Raw genomic sequence first — 17,599 nt, 5'->3', positions numbered from 1 at the left:
TTATAGAAAAATTTTTAAAATATTAAATTAATAACAGAATATCGTAATACTATTCCTAAAAATTTGGGTAGCAAGGCAAACGAGTGAAAGTGCTATATTTAGTAGACGAAGCGAGTTTGACACCGCTAATCATATTTTTTGGGGTAGTTATAAAAATAAGGAAGTTACCATGGCATGGACAAGAGAGCAGATGGCACAGCGTGCCGCAAAAGAATTAGAAGATGGCTATTATGTAAACCTAGGTATTGGGCTACCCACCTTAGTTGCTAATTATATTCCTGAAGATGTAGATGTTTGGCTACAGTCAGAAAATGGTCTATTAGGTATTGGCGAGTTTCCAACGGCGGATAACGTCGATGCGGATTTGATCAACGCTGGTAAACAGACCGTGACCGCAGAGGCGGGCGCCAGTTATTTTAGTAGTTCAGAGTCATTTGCGATGATTCGCGGTGGTCATGTCAACCTGGCGATATTGGGTGCGATGGAAGTGTCAGAAAAAGGCGATTTAGCCAACTGGATGATTCCCAAAAAAATGGTCAAAGGCATGGGTGGCGCAATGGATCTAGTCGCTGGTGTGCAGCGCGTGATTGTATTGATGGAGCAGGTCAACAAACACGGTGAGCCAAAAATTCTTGCTAATTGCGAGCTGCCATTGACAGGTAAAGGGGTGGTTGATCGTATTATTACTGAGCTTGCCGTACTCGATGTGACGGACAATGGATTGAAACTGGTTGAGCTGGCAGATGGCGTTAGCTTTGATGAGCTACAAGAAAAGACGCCAGTGAGCATTGCTCAATAGCTGTGATACATTACCTGATAGTGTAAAGGCTGCGTAATACTTTATTTGATAGCCACTAGATTTTAGTGGCTTATTTACTGGTTTACCTCATAACTTCATATCATTACCCATTATTAAGGACAATATATGGCGACCCAATTACAACAGGATTTGACGGGCAAAGTGGCATTAGTCACTGGCGCTGCCAGTGGTATCGGACGTAATATCGCTGAGACTTATGCGAAGGCAGGCGCGGCGGTTGGTATTGCTGATATTAATCTTGCAGCCGCCCAGAAAACGGTCGATGCTATCGAAGCGCTAGGCGGGCGTGCACTTGCCATTGCCATGGATGTAACGTCTGAAGATGCCGTAAATAATGGTGTGCAGCAGCTTGTTGATACCTTTGGCAGTATTGATATCTTGGTCTCTAATGCTGGTATTCAGATTATCGACCCAATCAACAAAATGGCGTTTGATGATTGGAAAAAAATGCTCGCCATTCATTTAGATGGCGCATTTTTAACCACTAAAGCGGCGGTACAGCACATGTATAAGGATGACAAGGGCGGTACGGTTATCTATATGGGCTCAGTACATTCGCATGAGGCATCAATGTTTAAGGCGCCTTACGTCACGGCGAAACACGGTCTACTTGGGCTGTGCCGTGTATTGGCAAAAGAAGGCGCTGAGCATAATGTACGCTCGCATGTGATTTGCCCAGGGTTTGTCAAAACGCCGTTGGTCGAAAAACAAATCCCGCAACAAGCTGCTGAAAAAGGTATCAGTGAAGAATCTGTAGTCAATGATATTATGCTGGTGAATACGGTAGATAAAGAATTCACGGCCGTTGATGATATTGCCCAATTGGCATTATTTTTAGCAGCATTCCCGAGCAATGTATTCACAGGTCAGTCTATCGTTGCCAGTCATGGTTGGTTTATGAATTAACTGAGTGGTGAATTAATGGGTTTGCGGGCTGTTTGATTGGTTTAAGAATCATTGGCTTGCTAATAAAAGACCAATCCATTAGCATCTGGTTTTATATTAATTTGAGCCAATTAGATTGGCTCTTTTTTATGAGCGCTTGAATACCGTTTCGGGTCGCACAGAGTAAAGATAATGAATAATAAAGATTTTGCAGCAAAGTTAAACTGTGCGATCGAACAGCAGAAGTTTGAGTAATCAGTTAATCAATTCCAAGACTAGCGACCCATTGATATTGCTGATGTTCTGGCACTCATGGAGCCAAATCTTGCTTGGCAGCTATTGGAACGGCTGCCAAATCGTTCTACGGTATTTTCTTACCTAGAGGGGGATATTCAGGTCGCGATGGCACATGAGTTTCCGCGCGCAAACCTAGCAAAGATAGTAGGCGAGATGCCTGCAGATGAGCGTACCGACTTATATAAGCACCTAAGTCAGGACAGCGGGATGCTTTGTTACCAGCATTGGCACAGGCACAACGTGAAGATATTCGTAAGTTATCTGCCTATGAGGAGCGCACTGCTGGTGCGTTGATGACGTCTGATTATGCGACTATTGCCTTGCCGATTACCGATGATAGTGGTGCTTTGGTCGGTATTGTTACCCACGATGATGCGATGGACGTCGCCAGTGATGAGGCTACCGATGATTTCCATAAGTCGGGCGGTGTCTCGACCATGGTAGGCAAATTAAAAGACGTCAGCATTCGAGTGTTATACCGTAAGCGGGTGTTTTGGTTGGTGTTCTTAGTATTTGGTAATTTACTCTCAGGGTTAAGTATTTCCAATTTTGAAGATGTGATTGCAGCTAAGTTGGTATTGGTGTTCTTTTTACCTTTATTAGTCGACAGTGGCGGTAACGCTGGCTCGCAGTCAGCGACTTTGATGGTGAGAGCTTTGGCGACTGGTGATGTGGTCATGCGCGACTGGTTTTCATTGTTGGGTCGAGAAGCGCTAGTTGCGTTGATGCTTGGGGCTACGATGGCTGTTGCTATCTCAATCATCGGTTATGTACGTGGTGATGCCGTGGTATCGTTAGTGCTGGCACTGAGTATGATGTCTGTGGTGATGATTGGTATGAGCCTACCTTTTGTGCTTAATAAATTAGGTTTTGATCCTGCCACTGCCAGTGCACCTTTGATTACTTCTGTTTGTGATGCGTCAGGTGTGCTGATTTATTTGTTTGTTGCTTCACAGTTTTTGTCTATAGGTTAAAGTAAAACTGCTTAAAAGATAGTAATCATTATATAGATATTAGCCTTATAGGCCACCTTCTATAAAGCTTAATCCCACTATCGTTGTGGTTTTTTTATATGGGCAATTCAGCTACACTGTCACTATAAAAGGTTTGGCTAAAATGCTCATGAGCTATACTGTTTACGCTATTTACGACAGTATTCACTGAGTTTTTGCCATGCCCACCCACTTGTATAGGAAGTAATGGTCGCTATGTTTAACTTTATGAAGAAAACCTCCACCAAAAAACCAGAAACACCAGAGCAGCGGGCAGAGCGCGATAGTGCTGTGGACAAAGTGCTGCTGGGTTACGAAGTAGGTACTGTCAGCATTGCCACCATGGTAACGGGGCTTGAGCGCGATGGTGACCAGCTCACCTTAGACTTGCGTCTACCCGTAAATAGTAATCCTGAAATCATCCAACAAGAGCTTGGGCAACTGCTACATCCGCATGGTATCAAGACTATTCACATGAATGTTCGTTTGCCAGCACCAGCGAAAGGGACAGGATCAAGCTTACCGAAGGCAATGCCCAAGACCACCAATGCAATGGATAGTCAAAGTCAGTCGTCAGAAACAGCTGATAGTAAGACGGCTGATGCCGAACCGCCGATTACCAAAGCAGCGCCGACACAAGCGTCACTTGCCGCGCATCCACGCATTCGCCATATTATCGTCGTAGCATCAGGTAAAGGTGGCGTTGGTAAATCCACCACCACGGTCAACATTGCTTTGGCATTACAAAAGCTAGGCAACCGTGTTGGCGTACTGGATGCCGATATTTATGGTCCTAGTATGCCAACGATGCTGGGCGTCGATAATATCAAACCTGAGCTGGAAAATGAGCAGTTTGTTCCTATCAATGCGCATGGTATGGCGATGCTATCGATTGGTAGCTTGCTCGATGGTGACAATACGCCTGTCGCGTGGCGTGGACCAAAAGCCACTGGTGCGCTGATGCAGTTGTATAACCAAACCAATTGGCCGCAGCTGGATTACTTAGTGATTGATATGCCACCAGGTACGGGAGATATTCAGTTGACACTAGCGCAGCGTATTCCAGTGACGGGTGCCGTGATTGTTACGACGCCGCAGCACGTTGCACTACTTGATGCGCAAAAAGGTATTGAGATGTTTAATAAAACCAACATTCCAGTACTTGGTGTGGTTGAAAACATGGCGCTGCATACCTGTAGTAACTGTAATCATACCGAAGCTATCTTTGGCACAGGTGGTGGAGAGAAAATCGCTGAACAATATCGGGTGCCGCTATTAGGGCAGCTGCCACTTGCCAGTGGAATTCGTGCACAAGTGGATAAAGGTGAGCCAAGCGTCTTAGCGGATGATGAATTTGCGCCGTACTATCTCAGTATTGCTAAAAATATCGAAGCCAATATTAATAAATTTGCCAAGCCTATCGATGATAAGCGTATTTTTTAATAGTTTTTAATTGCTTCTAGTAATAGTTAAATAGCCTAAGCAAATAAAATTGAAGGGCTTAGATTTTCAAAAAGGGAGTATTGTGAGCTTATCTATTTATCAACGCCATTTAGACGATATTCCCACGCAGTATATGTTTTTGAAATTATTGCGCCCGCCGATATACGTGATTGAGCTCTCAAACAATCAAGTGATTGCCGTTTGCTACTATAAAGATGGGAGTAGTAAACGCCATCAGGTCAACGCCGACTTTAGCAATCGCCGAATGGTGATTGCTGACTTTAACAAATTCTCACAGGCGTTAACTGACCTGTTACTTAAGTTTCCTCGGCATTTTTTATGGATGAGCGCGATAGCCGCTACCGATGTGACAGAAACACTGGCAGATGGATTGACCAGCATTGAAGTTAAGGTGATAACGGAAGCGTTTTTTGTGGGTTCTGCGAAGGCAAAAAGAAAAACTGTACATACTGCCGTGAGTTATCAAGGAAAAATAGTACCTTTAGAAAAGTTTGGCTAGGATGGCCTCAATCATGAATCAAAATAGCAACGAGCAAGATCAGCAGTACCTATCCACCAGCATGAAGCCAGTTGTTCTCAATGAGCTTATTAAAAATGCTCAGCCTGTTTTTGGTGTTTTTGCACAAGTAAAAAATATCAACTATTTGGACTACTACAGTCATCTGATTTCGCAAAAGGCGCTGCCAAACTGGCGCAAAGATTTAAAAGCCAATCAATTCTGCTTTATTCAAATTATCCAGCCGCCTCATCGGATTTGTCTGGCATTGGCAACAATTAAATTGGCAAGCAGCGCCTTCATTTATGTTTATAACGATGCGACGGATGAGTTAGAGGTTTGTGAAGCTTTGCAGCCGTTGACTCGACAAACGAGTTTAGAAGGTAGCTGCTATCAAGGTCAGATGCTATTTACTCATCCCAAGCTCACCGTAAACTTGGTTTTTACGCCTTTACAAGTTGAGGTAATACTGGACAGTCAGTCTCTTGCAGTATATGCAACATTGGCGCGGCAGTCGCAGCCACTTGCTATCTGTACGCCGACGGGTAGACGAGGCTGGACGTTCACCCAAAAAGAGCCGTTAATAGCCCTATCTGGTCATTTGCTAATTAAAGCCAATTCAAAATTTAACGTGGATGCTCAAGCCAAACAAATCCACTTTTCCGAAACGACTATAGCCAATCTAGATTGGACGCTCGGCTATATGCGTCACAAGACCAATTGGTTTTGGACCTGTATCAACAGCTATTTACCCGATGGTCGTCATTTTACGTTGAACTTGTCGATGGGTGTCAATGAAACAGGGGTCAGCGAAAATGCGTGCTGGCTAGATGGGCAGATTTATTATTTACCACCAGTGCTATTTATACTTCAAGACGTGGATACAGCCGTGCAAAATACTTGGCGTGTCTATCATCAAAACCTAGGCTGGAGCAATGTTGATATTGATTTAAACTTTACACCGATGACTGTTTATAAGAAGACGGATAACTTTGGTGTGATTGCCAGTATTTTTGAGCAATGGCTTGGCTTTTATAGTGGTGAGATTCGTCTAAAAGACGAAGTTATTAAAATCGATAAAGTAATGGGCTTAGCAGAAGATCACTTTGCCAAATGGTAGGCTGTAAAATATAGAGTGATGATGAGGAAGTTATCAGAGGTATTGATTTTAAAGTCGCTACTGCTCTATAAATCGGGCCATCAATTCCGTATAATCGTCGCTATCAAAATACTATTCAGACCATCACCATCATTTAATATTTGCTAAGGAACAACAATGTCTATCAAATCTGACCGCTGGATTCGTAAAATGGCCGAAGAACATGGCATGATTGAGCCGTTTGAAGCGGGTCAAGTACGATTCAATGATGCAGGCGAGCGTTTGGTCAGCTACGGTACGTCAAGCTATGGTTATGATGTGCGCTGTGCACCTGAGTTTAAAGTTTTCACCAATGTTCATTCAGTAGTCGTTGATCCTAAAAACTTCGATGAAAAAAGTTTTATCGATATCGTCGGCGATGAATGTATCATTCCGCCCAATTCATTTGCGCTAGCACGCACCATGGAATATTTCCGTATTCCACGTGACGTATTGACGATCTGTCTTGGTAAATCAACGTATGCGCGCTGCGGAATTATCGTCAACGTGACGCCGCTGGAGCCTGAGTGGGAAGGACATGTTACTTTAGAATTTAGTAATACCACCAATCTACCAGCGCGTATTTATGCAGGCGAAGGGGTAGCACAAATGCTATTTTTCCAAAGTGATGCTGATGATGTTTGTGAAACCAGCTATAAAGATCGCGGCGGTAAATATCAAGGTCAACGCGGTGTGACATTGCCAAGAACCTAATTTTTCTAAAATCGTCACCCTTTTATGTTTACAATAAAAAAAGCCAGTCATATTTGATACGACTGGCTTTTTTATGTGTCCGATTTTACTATTTCAACACTTTCAAACCCGCTTTATTATCACGTTTGGCTTTAGGCATCGCAGTAGGGCTTTTTTGTGAGCTTGCTATCGCATCATCTTCAGGTTGATAGTTATCATATTCATTGGGGTCAAAAAACATCCCTTGCGAGTTTTCTTTCGCATAAATACCTAGCACCGCCGTCAGTGGTACCCAAATCTCTTGTGACACGCCGCCAAAACGCGCGCTAAAATGAATATAATCATTTTCCATACTCATATTACCAGTCGCACGGCTAGCGATATTCAATACGATACGACCATCTTGCACGTGTTCCCTTGGAATCTGTACGTTTTCGGCAGTGGCATCAACCATCAGATAAGGGGTAAGTGCGTTGTCTTCTATCCATTGATATAGCGCGCGCACCATATAGGGACGTGTTGGAGTAATAGAGGTGGTTTCGCTCATCTGTTGGCTTCCTATATTTAATGGTCTTTAATGATTAAAAAATACTTTTGTCAGCGTTTTACTACCGATAAAACATCAATAAAATTTGCTTAGCTTTCGTTTTATTCGCTTATATTAGACTGCTTCCTATTGTAAGCAAGCTGTCTGCAGCTGTCTAATTAACGCACACTTTTTTGAAAGCTAGTACGCTCAAAGACTCGCTGTTGATAGTCAAATAGGGGACGACTAATCGCGCGTGGTAGCTCGATTCCCATTTCTTCAAGTCGCCACAGTAGTGGCGCTAGCAGCACATCACACCACCCAAACTCGTCTGCCATAAAATAAGGCTTATGAGCAAACAGTGGTGACAAAGTAATTAAAGAATCGCTTAATTGCTTTTTCGCAATAGCAGCTTGTGCTTTATTAAAGCTATTAGGGTGCATGAGTAGACGCTTACCGAGTACCAGCCAATCGTGCTGAATACGCCAAGCCAGCTGGCGAAATTGGGCACGCTCTTGCGGGGTATCAGGCAGTAGCTTATTGGTGTGATAACGCTCTTCAAGATACTCAAAGATAACGTTAATCTCATACAGTGCAATTTCACGTTGTTGCAGAACAGGCAACGTATGATAGGGATTAAGCTCAGTCAAATCTTCAGGACGCTCAGAGTGCAAACGTGATAGATAATAGGCAAGCTTTTTTTCCTCAAGCAATAGGCGCACCACATGACTGTCGTAGCCGTCATCAGCGTATAAAATCAGCTGACTACTTGGAATGTCGTTTGCATCAATCATGAAAGCCTAATGTTAATAGTAAAGCCTGTCATCGTAAACAAAGTTGCCTTGATTATCAAGGCAACGTACGTAAACATTGATGATAAGCGCTTTACTTCTCTGCTTTCTCAACAAGGATAGTGATACTAAATGCTTAATTACTAAAAGATGAATAAAAAAAGGCACTACCAAAGTAGTGCCTTTTTATGATGACAATATATTTTTTAATACTTAATTATTTTACATCTTTCCAGAATTCTTTGTTCAACAAGTAAACTGGAATGAGTAATACTAATAAGAATAAAATCACGAAGAAACCAATCACTTGACGGTCATGACGGTTAGGTTCTGCCATCCACGCCATAAAGTTAACCAAATCGCCCACTTCACTTTCAAACTCTTCAGCGCTCAATTTTTCTTGCATATTATGCAAGACATGAGGCATTGCAGCATTTGCAAGTACTAAATTATTGGCACCCCAAGGACGGCTTGGGTCTTCATAAAATGACAATAGGTAAGTGTATACCCAGTCATCGCCACGTAATCTGGTTTCAAGTGATAGGTCTGGTGGTGCTGCGCCAAACCAAGACGCTTGAATTTCAGGATCAATTTCAGCAGTGATATGGTCACCGATTTGATCGGTGGTGACCATCAAATACTTTTCGACCAGCTCAGGTGGTATCTCTAAATCTTTAGCAATGCGCGAGTGACGAACATACTTGGCTGAGTGACACCCAGCGCAGTAGTTCATAAAGATCTTCGCACCGTTTTGTAGCGAGCCCTTATTGGTAAAATCAATAGGGGCAGTACTACAAGCTAAGTGTTCTACTACACCGTCAGCATTGGTGAATGTACCACATCCACCGCCACCAGCTGCCAGTGCAGTACCAGCCGTCAAGGTTAATGCCGCGCCTAAGCCTAGACCCGCTAGGGATTTAATTAGCGTGTTCATTAGTGACCTCCGGTAACGCGTTCTGGTGGCTGTTTACACTTCTCAATAGCAGTGTAGAACGGCATTAGTAAGAAGAACAAGAAATATAGAATAGTGAATACACGTGCCATGATAGTGGATGTCGGCGTCGCAGGTGTCGCACCCAAGTAGCCCAATACTACAAAGCTAATCGCAAAGACAGTTAGCGCAATCTTGGATAAAATACCTTTATAACGTATAGAGCGCACAGGCGATCTGTCTAGCCATGGTATCAAGAATAGTACGGCAATCGCACCACCCATCGCAATCACACCACCTAGCTTGTCAGGAACCGCACGTAAAATGGCATAGAATGGCGTGTAATACCATACTGGTGCAATGTGTGCTGGTGTTTTCAGTGAGTTCGCTGTCTCAAAGTTTGGTGGCTCAAGGAAGAAACCGCCGCCTTCTGGGAAGAAGAATACCACTGCAAAGAACAAGATAAAGAAGACCACGATACCAATCATATCGTGTACCGTGTAGTACGGATGGAATTCAATACCATCTAATGGTACACCGTTTTTGTCTTTAAGCTTCTTGATATCAATACCATCAGGGTTGTTTGAACCCACATGGTGTAGCGCTACAATATGCATGAATACTAAGCCCACAAGTACTAATGGGATAGCAACCACGTGTAGAGCAAAGAAGCGGTTTAGGGTGATACCTGAGATGATATAGTCACCACGTACCCATTCTGCAAGCCCGTCACCAATCACAGGTAACGCAGCAGGAAGGTTCAAGATAACCTGTGCACCCCAAAATGACATGTTGCCCCAAGGAAGTAGGTAACCGAAGAAACCTTCTGCCATCAATGCTAAGTAAATACCCATACCGATGAGCCAAATAAGCTCACGTGGTTTTTGATATGAACCATACAGCAGTGCTCTGAACATATGCAGATATACGACCACAAAGAACGCAGATGCGCCAGTCGAGTGCATATAACGGATGAGCCAGCCCCCTTTGACATCGCGCATGATGTATTCAACAGACGCAAATGCCCCTTCGGCACTTGGGTTGTACATCATGGTCAGCCAAATACCTGTTACCAATTGGTTAACCAGTACCACCATTGATAACACGCCAAAAAAGTACCAAAAGTTAAAGTTTTTTGGTGCATAGTATTTTGACATATGATATTCATAGGTTTCGGTCGCTGGAAAGCGTGCGTCCACCCAATGCATTAACTTTTTACCCATGCTCATATTAAGCCTCCCCAATCGTCAAGATGGTACCATCCATGTTGTAATCTGGGATAGGTAAGTTAAGAGGTGCAGGAACGCCACTAAAGACGCGACCCGCCAAGTCATATTTAGACCCGTGGCATGGGCAGAAAAATCCGCCATACCAATCATTACCGCCCAAGTCAGCCGCGCCAACGTCAGGACGGTAGTTTGGTGCACAACCTAAATGTGTACAGACGCCTTCTACCACCAAGATTTCTGGCGAGATAGAGCGTTCTGGATTTTTACAGTATTCGGGTTGTAATGATGCATTAGATTCAGGGTCAGACAGTAAAGGTGTTACTGGCCCTAAAGTCGCTAGCATGTCTTCTGTGCGTTTAACCACATAAATAGGTTTGCCACGATATTTGACAACGATCATTTGTCCATTTTCGATAGAACCAATATCTTGGGTCACTGCAGCCCCTGCAGCCTCAGCTTTAGCGCTTGGGTACCAAGAACGGACAAAAGGTGTCGCCACGGCAGCTACCCCAGCTGCACCAATTGCGGCAGTTGAGGCAATAAGAACTCTACGGCGTTGTACATTAACGCCTTCGGCTTGGCTCATTAATACTTCCTCCAGGTGAATGAAATGGGATTATCCCACACTGGGTTTGTGGCTTAGAAAATATACAATATCAAGCCACTTTAGCTGTGCCTAATTTTGCTAATTGTTGCTATTCTAAGCTATTTCGGTGATAAAATAAATTATTGCGTTAAAAATAAAGCAACCTCGATAGGACATATTATAAGGTTGAATGTGACAACCAAGCCAAAATAGCTGGATTATCAATGTTTAACGTCGACTTTGTTTTAACAAGGATTGTGAACGTGATGACCTTATAATTAATAAGGATTTTCAGCAATAGCGAATGATACTTGAAATTAAGGCAATGTTCACTAACTTTCAGTACCTAACTACTGTGTAAGTAGTCGTAAACCAATAATCACCGCTTTATAAGAACAAAACGGTGATTATTTCATTACCTTTCGTGTCTTATAAAACTCGGAGTTCTATAAGACATCGCTTCAGTCGCTAACGTTAGCTCTCAAGCGCACTCCAACGCTCAAGCTTGCTCATCATCTCATCTTCAATCGTCAATAGACGCTCACTGGCAGCGGTTGCGGCGTCAAAATCGGTATTGAACCAAGAGCCGTCAGCCAGTTTCTCTTGCAACTGGGCTTGTTCGGCTTCGAGTGCCGCGATTTCTTTTGGTAAGTTATCCAATTCACGCTGTTCATTATAATTGAGCTTTTTATTGGCCTTATTAGGCTGAGCCGTGACAGCTTGCGTCGACTTATTAGCTGGCTTACTGTTTGCAGCACCACTATGATTAGATCTAGCAGCTTGTGCGGCTTGCTCACGGTTTTTTTGTACCAAGTATTCTTGATAACCACCGACATACTCTTTGACGATACCTTTACCGTCTTCATCTTGGTCAAATACCCAAGTAGAGGTAACGACATTGTCCATAAATGAGCGGTCATGGCTGATTAGCAAAATCGTACCACCAAAGCTGGCTACTGACTCTTCTAGTAGCTCAAGTGTCGCCATGTCCAAATCGTTGGTTGGCTCATCGAGTACTAGAATATTGGCAGGCTTCAATAGTTGCTTGGCAAGTAGTACGCGGTTACGTTCACCACCTGATAGTGCTTTGACAGGCGTACGTGCGCGCTCTGGGGCAAATAAGAAGTCTTGCAAATAGCTCATGATGTGCGTCTTGCGACCACCAACTTCAACAAAGTCTGAGCCTTCTGAGACGTTTTGCGCCACACTGGCTTCAAGGTCTAACTGATCGCGTAGCTGGTCGAAAAAGGCGATTTTTAGGTTGGTGCCTAATTCGACGTTACCAGTCTTGGTGACTTCGTCATCAGACATATCGAGTAGGGCTTTGATAAGGGTGGTTTTACCCGCACCATTAGGTCCGACAATACCGATTTTATCGCCACGCATGATAGTGGTGGTAAAGTCATCAACCAAGACATTGCCATCGTACTCAAGATGTAAGTTTTTAACTTTACAGACGAGCTTACCGCTTTTCTCGCCTTGACCCATCGTGATGTTGACATTACCCACTTGCTCACGGCGATCGCTACGCTCTTCACGCAGTGCTTTTAGTTCGCGGACGCGGCCTTCATTACGGGTACGACGGGCTTTGATACCTTGGCGAATCCAAACTTCTTCTTGCGCCAGTTTTTTATCAAAGTTGGCGTTGTTTTTTTCTTCAGCCAATAACTGTAACTCTTTTAGCTCTTGATAGCGTGCGTAGCCACCTTCGCCTTGGGTTACGTCATAGCTGGTCAATTGACCACGATCAAGCTCAATAATACGAGTCGATAATTTGTTAACGAATGCTCTATCATGGGTGACAAACAACAATGTCAGACCTTGCCAATCTAATAAAAAGCGCTCTAACCATTCAATACTATCAACATCCAAATGGTTGGTTGGTTCATCAAGAAGCAATACATCGGGTTTGGTAACCAACGCACGTGCTAGTAGTACACGGCGCTTACGACCACCTGATAATGAAGACAAATCATCTTCTGGGTCAAGCCCCATGGTTTTGATCAGGCGGGTTGCTTCACGTTCCAAATCCCAACCGTGTACCGCATCAATATCATGCTGCAAATCGGCCATCCGCTCGCAAGCATCCATATCACCATTCGCACATAAGTCAGTTTGGGCATTGTAGTTGATAAGCAGCTCAGCAGTGCGGCGGCTACCACCCATGACGATATCTAAAATACGTCCACTGGTTTCGGGAACGTCTTGCTCTAGCATCGCAACGCGCACGCTGCTGTTGATAATGACTTCGCCGCTATCAGGCTGTAATGTGCCGCTAATCAGCTTAAACAAGGTAGATTTGCCTTCGCCATTACGGCCAATTAAACAGACACGTTCACCTGCTTCAATAGCAAAATCAATGCCATCAAGAACAGGAGCGACGCCAAAAGCAAGGTGGATATCTTTTAAATGTATCAGTGCCATAGAATATCTTAAGCTTATATAATAGTGAGGTAGGGGTTGCTGCAAAATTGCGAGCAGTATAACATGCCATCACGTGACTGTAGTGGGCGTAAATAATTTTATCCGCACTATTTATGGTTTTATTAACGGCTGCTATTTTATAAAGAGCATCGTCGTCCAATCACTACTTTTTATCGGTCATCAAGCCATTCTATTAATGACTTCTACCAGTCTTATATTTATGATACTTCAGAGAAAAATATGAATCAATTTAATCCTCAAGATAAGGCTCAGAACGAGGCTTTAGCTGTGCATGCTGACCTACAAACGCAACAAGTCATTGATTTACAGATGAGTATGGCGCATCTAGAGATGACAGTAGAGCGACTCGATGAAGTGATTGCGCGGCAAGATAAAGATATTCAGACATTACAACGACAGTTGCAGCTGATTTATAAACAAGTTGAAAGTCAGGATCCTGAAGGCGGCATTGCGCCTTTTGATGTCATGGCAGAAAGACCACCTCATTATTAGGGTGTGTCCTCAATCTGAACGAAAGCGACTAAATGGGCTAAAAATGGTTAAATCTTGCTAAACTACGTCAAATAGCTGGTTAATATCCTGATATTATCTGCACTATTTTTCTTATTTGGCTGCCATTTATCTCATTTTCATCACCATTTTCAAAATGAGCACACGCCCTAAGATTGGCAAAAGCTAGATAATTGAAAATCTATAGCCATTATATCCGCGTTATGAAATACAGATACTGTTCAGTCATAATGAGGAAATAATGTGTTTTTGCAGTTGTTTTAATGTTCGAAAATCTTTACTATCCTCCACCTCGGATACTGCTTGCCCACTAATACTAGGCAAAGTAGTAAAACAATGCGGACGTTTGGAGATATATAATGCGCGCAAATTTTCATTTGAAAACTCTAACAGTAGCTGTTGCTGCTCTTTCTATTGCTAGCGTTGCTAGTGCTGCTGGTCTTGATCGTTCAGGTCAAGATATCACCGCATTCTTACAAGATGGCCTATACGCTGAAGCTGTTTATACTTATATCGATGCCGATGTAAGTGGTAAAGACTTGTCAGGCAATAAGATTGGTGATATCGCTGAGTATTATGATTTTTTCCGTTATGGCGTAAAAGCAGATATTAACGACACGTTTAGCATCGGTATTTTATATGATGAGCCTTTTGGTGCAGCAGCGGATTACAGTGGTAATAATGACTTTGTAGACCAAAACCCCGCTTCAGATAGAAACGGCGAAGGCACTAACGTGGAAGTGCGTACTGAAAGTATCACTGGTATCGTCGGTGCGAAACTTGGCGAAAGTAAGAGCTTTCAAGTCTATGGTGGTCCAGTGGCACAGCGTGTAAAGGCTGATGTGAAATTGCGTGGTACTGCTTATGAAGTTGCTAATGGTTACACGACACATATTAGTGCTGACCAAGATTATGGTTGGTTAGCTGGCGTTGCTTATAGCAAACCCGAAATTGCATTGAAAGCAGCCCTAACGTATCGTTCAGAGATTGATCATACCACTAATGCAGCTGAGTCTTATCCTTTAGCTATAAAAGCTGGAAAGCCTACAAGCAGAAGCAATACTATTGATATTACTACTCCTGAATCAGTGAACTTTGACTTTCAAACAGGTATTAATCCAACGACACTAGCAACGGCAAAGGTTCGTTGGGTTCCTTGGAGTGATTTTGCAATCGTACCATCACTATACAATGAAGTAAGCGCTGTAAATCCCGCATATAAACCGGATGGCTTGGCATTGGTAAGCTATGATGAAGATCAATGGCAAGTTGAGCTAGGTTTGGCTAAGCGCCTGACTCCAGTATTAGCAGTAACAGGTACTGTCGGTTGGGATAGTGGTGCTGGTAATCCAGTGACATCATTAGGTCCTATCGAAGGCTATTACAGTGCTGGTTTGGGTGCAAAGTATAATGTGACAGAAAACTGGGCTGTGTCTGCTGGTGGTAAGTATCTGTGGTTTGGTGATGCTGAAGGTCAAATACCGAATAAAAATGTTGTGAGTAATTTTGAAGATAACGATGGGTTTGCACTTGGCATGAAGCTGTCTTATCAAGCAAACTAATGTGATGTGCAAGTCGTTAAGTTATAAATCCATAGCCTAGATAATAAAAAGCGATCCTGATAGGATCGCTTTTTTATGTCAGTGTGTTTATGTGCAAGGAAGGTTTAGAGTATATTAGAACCACTAAGTTATAATCGATAGGTATTTGACGGCTATATCTAAAAAATGCTGAGGGCATTCTAAAAAATATGAGAACTAAAAATTAAATATCAATTTTGTACGTGTATCTTATTTGTACTGTCCAGTCATATTCGAGAAATAAAGTGCTTTAATTGTTGTTTTAGTGTCAAAAAGGCATTAGTATTCACCTTAGGACACCGCTTTAATAGTCAGAATGTTGTGCGCAGCAATGCCACATACAGATTATTAAAATGATTAAACAACGAGGACGTTTGGAGATACACAATGCGCACTACCTTTCATTTGAAAACCCTTGCAGTAGCAATTGCCACACTTTCTGTAGCTAGCGTAACCAACGCTGCTGGTCTTGACCGTTCAGGTCAAGATGTCACAGCCTTCCTCCAAGATGGCACCTATGCTGAAGCCGTCTACACTTATATTGATGCTGACGTTAGTGGTTATGATAATGGCCGTGTCGCTACCGATGATGCAGGTTATGTTCAAGGCAATAAGACTGGAGATATCGCTGAGTCTTACGATTTCTTCCGTTATGGCGTAAAAGCGGATGTCAACGATACGTTTAGTGTCGGTATTTTATATGATGAGCCATTTGGTGCAGCAGCAGCTTACACTGGAAATAGTAACTTTACAGGCGCTCCAACTGCAGCAATAGATGGGCTTATCGCCTCACAACTAAACGGAAAAGTTCCTGGGCAAACAATTACTAGCGCTGAAGGTCTCGATACATACGTTACAGGGGTTCAACAACAATTAGAGACGGGTAGAGAGCAAGTTAGACAAGCTGAAGCAGCCATTGCAGGAAATCCAGCTCTTGAACCAGTTTTACGTCCACAAATTGATGCCGGTAAAGCACAAATTGCCGCCGGTGAAGCACAGCTAGCTCCTTTAGAAGGGTTAAATGGTTATGCTGCTGGTCAGCTTGCTAATACTGAAGGCACGAACGTTGAAGTGCGTTCTGAAAGTATCACGGCTATTTTAGGTGCCAAATTTGGTGCCAATAAAGAGTTCCAAGTTTACGGCGGCCCTGTTGCTCAGCGGATTCAGGCTGATGTCAAATTGCGTGGTAGTGCATATGGACCTGCCACTGGTTATACCTCACATGTTAGTCCAGATCAAGACTATGGTTATATAGTAGGCGCATCATATAGCAAACCTGAAATTGCTTTAAAAGCGGCGTTGACCTATCGTTCAGAGATTGATCATAGTATGAAGATCGCTGAAACGTATCCGTTAGCAGGTTTATTAGCGGGTAACCCAGCAGCAGCCAATCGCACCAGTAATATGGAAATTACTACTCCTAAATCCGTAAACTTTGACTTTCAAACGGGCATCAACCCGACGACGTTAGCAACCGCAAAAGTGCGCTGGGTACCTTGGGGTGATTTTAAGATTACGCCACCACTATATAATGAGGTTAGTAAAAGATCTTATGGTCCTGATGGATTAGCACTCGTAGAATATGATGATGATCAATGGCAAGTAGAGCTTGGTCTTGCCAAGCGTGTTGCGCCAGCACTTGCAATTAGCGGTACCGTTGGTTGGGATAGTGGTGCTGGCAACCCTGTCACTTCGTTAGGTCCTATCGAAGGCTATTACAGCGCTGGTTTGGGTGCAAAGTATAACGTGACAGAAAACTGGGCAGTATCAGCGGGCGGCAAATACTTATGGTTTGGTGATGCAAAAGGTCAGTTACCGACTAAGCAGATAGTTGGTGATTTCCAAGATAACGATGGATATATTTTTGGTGTGAAATTATCTTACCAAGATATTAAATAATACGCATATTTAGCAGTATTAATACATAAAAAAAGCGATCCGTGATGGGTCGCTTTTTTATGGGTGTTCGAAATAGAAATTGATATAAAAGAACATTACATCAAAGACTTTAAATTGTGCATAAAGATTTTTAGAAAAATAATGGATTATTTGACAGCTTTTTTCAGACGATATCTAAGACGGCAGTGATTGGTTTCTTGCCCGTAATGAAATGATATTTGCCTCAAATATAAGCCACAATCTCATTGAATTATTACGATAATAAGCATTGATGAGCCAGGATTTAGACTTTTTTTGAACTACTTAAGCCCAAAATT

15 protein-coding genes and 1 pseudogene are annotated in these 17,599 nt (G+C 43.0%); 10 read left to right on the top strand and 6 right to left on the bottom strand.

Annotated elements, in window-relative coordinates:
• Nucleotides 1–169 precede the first annotated feature (169 nt).
• The 7 genes and pseudogenes from JMX93_RS01835 (at nt 170) to dcd (ending at nt 6,806) form a co-directional block, all read left to right on the top strand.
• Nucleotides 170–799, top strand: coding sequence for a CoA transferase subunit B (locus JMX93_RS01835; RefSeq protein WP_443215212.1), 630 nt, complete (start codon nt 170–172; stop codon nt 797–799).
• A gap of 126 nt (nt 800–925) precedes the next feature.
• Nucleotides 926–1,726, top strand: a complete 801-nt coding sequence (locus JMX93_RS01830; RefSeq protein ID WP_499203664.1) for a 3-hydroxybutyrate dehydrogenase — start codon at nt 926–928, stop codon at nt 1,724–1,726.
• Nucleotides 1,727–1,990: 264 nt separating this feature from the next.
• Nucleotides 1,991–2,976 (top strand): annotated as a pseudogene (locus JMX93_RS01825) (magnesium transporter); the annotation flags it as partial.
• Between the two features lie 234 nt (nt 2,977–3,210).
• Nucleotides 3,211–4,437 (top strand): iron-sulfur cluster carrier protein ApbC, encoded by a 1,227-nt coding sequence (gene apbC, locus JMX93_RS01820; protein ID WP_499203663.1) that lies wholly within the window; start codon nt 3,211–3,213, stop codon nt 4,435–4,437.
• Between the two features lie 82 nt (nt 4,438–4,519).
• The gene (locus tag JMX93_RS01815; RefSeq protein ID WP_499203662.1) at nt 4,520–4,957 is read left to right on the top strand and encodes a hypothetical protein; all 438 of its coding nucleotides are present in this window, start codon (nt 4,520–4,522) and stop codon (nt 4,955–4,957) included.
• A gap of 13 nt (nt 4,958–4,970) precedes the next feature.
• Nucleotides 4,971–6,074 (top strand): DUF2804 domain-containing protein, encoded by a 1,104-nt coding sequence (locus tag JMX93_RS01810; protein ID WP_499203661.1) that lies wholly within the window; start codon nt 4,971–4,973, stop codon nt 6,072–6,074.
• A gap of 156 nt (nt 6,075–6,230) precedes the next feature.
• Nucleotides 6,231–6,806, top strand: a complete 576-nt coding sequence (gene dcd / locus JMX93_RS01805; RefSeq protein ID WP_010199897.1) for a dCTP deaminase — start codon at nt 6,231–6,233, stop codon at nt 6,804–6,806.
• A gap of 88 nt (nt 6,807–6,894) precedes the next feature.
• On the opposite strand, the gene JMX93_RS01800 is transcribed toward dcd, so the two are convergent.
• The 6 genes from JMX93_RS01800 to JMX93_RS01775 all read right to left on the bottom strand — a co-directional run bounded on the left by JMX93_RS01800 (nt 6,895) and on the right by JMX93_RS01775 (nt 13,272).
• Nucleotides 6,895–7,332, bottom strand: coding sequence for a ClpXP protease specificity-enhancing factor (locus JMX93_RS01800; protein ID WP_193012897.1), 438 nt, complete (start codon nt 7,330–7,332; stop codon nt 6,895–6,897).
• 158 nt (nt 7,333–7,490) lie between these two features.
• Complete coding sequence (locus JMX93_RS01795) at nt 7,491–8,105, bottom strand: glutathione S-transferase N-terminal domain-containing protein (RefSeq protein ID WP_193012896.1); 615 nt, start codon at nt 8,103–8,105, stop codon at nt 7,491–7,493.
• Between the two features lie 214 nt (nt 8,106–8,319).
• Nucleotides 8,320–9,036, bottom strand: coding sequence for a cytochrome c1 (locus JMX93_RS01790; RefSeq protein ID WP_193012895.1), 717 nt, complete (start codon nt 9,034–9,036; stop codon nt 8,320–8,322).
• Entirely contained in the window at nt 9,036–10,241 is a 1,206-nt protein-coding gene (locus tag JMX93_RS01785; protein ID WP_193012905.1) for a cytochrome b, read from the bottom strand. The genes JMX93_RS01790 and JMX93_RS01785 overlap by 1 nt, the downstream gene beginning before the upstream one ends.
• A 22-nt stretch (nt 10,242–10,263) precedes the next feature.
• Nucleotides 10,264–10,848: a ubiquinol-cytochrome c reductase iron-sulfur subunit gene (petA, locus tag JMX93_RS01780; RefSeq protein ID WP_193012894.1), complete on the bottom strand. Its 585-nt coding sequence runs from the start codon at nt 10,846–10,848 to the stop codon at nt 10,264–10,266.
• Between the two features lie 474 nt (nt 10,849–11,322).
• Nucleotides 11,323–13,272, bottom strand: coding sequence for an ATP-binding cassette domain-containing protein (locus JMX93_RS01775; RefSeq protein WP_443511169.1), 1,950 nt, complete (start codon nt 13,270–13,272; stop codon nt 11,323–11,325).
• 240 nt (nt 13,273–13,512) lie between these two features.
• Between JMX93_RS01775 and JMX93_RS01770 the strand changes: the two genes are divergently transcribed.
• The 3 genes from JMX93_RS01770 (at nt 13,513) to JMX93_RS01760 (ending at nt 17,282) form a co-directional block, all read left to right on the top strand.
• Complete coding sequence (locus JMX93_RS01770) at nt 13,513–13,785, top strand: SlyX family protein (RefSeq protein ID WP_045455183.1); 273 nt, start codon at nt 13,513–13,515, stop codon at nt 13,783–13,785.
• A gap of 377 nt (nt 13,786–14,162) precedes the next feature.
• Entirely contained in the window at nt 14,163–15,365 is a 1,203-nt protein-coding gene (locus JMX93_RS01765; protein ID WP_443511171.1) for an OmpP1/FadL family transporter, read from the top strand.
• A gap of 405 nt (nt 15,366–15,770) precedes the next feature.
• Complete coding sequence (locus JMX93_RS01760; RefSeq protein WP_443215220.1) at nt 15,771–17,282, top strand: outer membrane protein transport protein; 1,512 nt, start codon at nt 15,771–15,773, stop codon at nt 17,280–17,282.
• Nucleotides 17,283–17,599: the final 317 nt, after the last annotated feature.

It is taken from the genome of Psychrobacter muriicola 2pS, from assembly GCF_904846535.1.
Lineage (GTDB): Bacteria > Pseudomonadota > Gammaproteobacteria > Pseudomonadales > Moraxellaceae > Psychrobacter > Psychrobacter aquimaris.
The sequence above is the reverse complement of the archived record's forward strand: the minus strand, read 5'-3'. Positions and strand labels throughout refer to the sequence as shown.

Excerpts from the sequence above, each read along its gene's own strand:
- JMX93_RS01770 (WP_045455183.1), top strand. The coding sequence starts at position 13,513 with ATGAATCAATTTAATCCTCAAGATAAGGCTCAGAACGAGGCTTTAGCT.
- JMX93_RS01800 (WP_193012897.1), bottom strand. The coding sequence starts at position 7,332 with ATGAGCGAAACCACCTCTATTACTCCAACACGTCCCTATATGGTGCGC.
- JMX93_RS01795 (WP_193012896.1), bottom strand. The coding sequence starts at position 8,105 with ATGATTGATGCAAACGACATTCCAAGTAGTCAGCTGATTTTATACGCT.
- petA (WP_193012894.1), bottom strand. The coding sequence starts at position 10,848 with ATGAGCCAAGCCGAAGGCGTTAATGTACAACGCCGTAGAGTTCTTATT.
- JMX93_RS01785 (WP_193012905.1), bottom strand. The coding sequence starts at position 10,241 with ATGCATTGGGTGGACGCACGCTTTCCAGCGACCGAAACCTATGAATAT.
- dcd (WP_010199897.1), top strand. The coding sequence starts at position 6,231 with ATGTCTATCAAATCTGACCGCTGGATTCGTAAAATGGCCGAAGAACAT.
- apbC (WP_499203663.1), top strand. The coding sequence starts at position 3,211 with ATGTTTAACTTTATGAAGAAAACCTCCACCAAAAAACCAGAAACACCA.
- JMX93_RS01775 (WP_443511169.1), bottom strand. The coding sequence starts at position 13,272 with ATGGCACTGATACATTTAAAAGATATCCACCTTGCTTTTGGCGTCGCT.
- JMX93_RS01835 (WP_443215212.1), top strand. The coding sequence starts at position 170 with ATGGCATGGACAAGAGAGCAGATGGCACAGCGTGCCGCAAAAGAATTA.
- JMX93_RS01790 (WP_193012895.1), bottom strand. The coding sequence starts at position 9,036 with ATGAACACGCTAATTAAATCCCTAGCGGGTCTAGGCTTAGGCGCGGCA.
- JMX93_RS01830 (WP_499203664.1), top strand. The coding sequence starts at position 926 with ATGGCGACCCAATTACAACAGGATTTGACGGGCAAAGTGGCATTAGTC.
- JMX93_RS01765 (WP_443511171.1), top strand. The coding sequence starts at position 14,163 with ATGCGCGCAAATTTTCATTTGAAAACTCTAACAGTAGCTGTTGCTGCT.
- JMX93_RS01760 (WP_443215220.1), top strand. The coding sequence starts at position 15,771 with ATGCGCACTACCTTTCATTTGAAAACCCTTGCAGTAGCAATTGCCACA.
- JMX93_RS01810 (WP_499203661.1), top strand. The coding sequence starts at position 4,971 with ATGAATCAAAATAGCAACGAGCAAGATCAGCAGTACCTATCCACCAGC.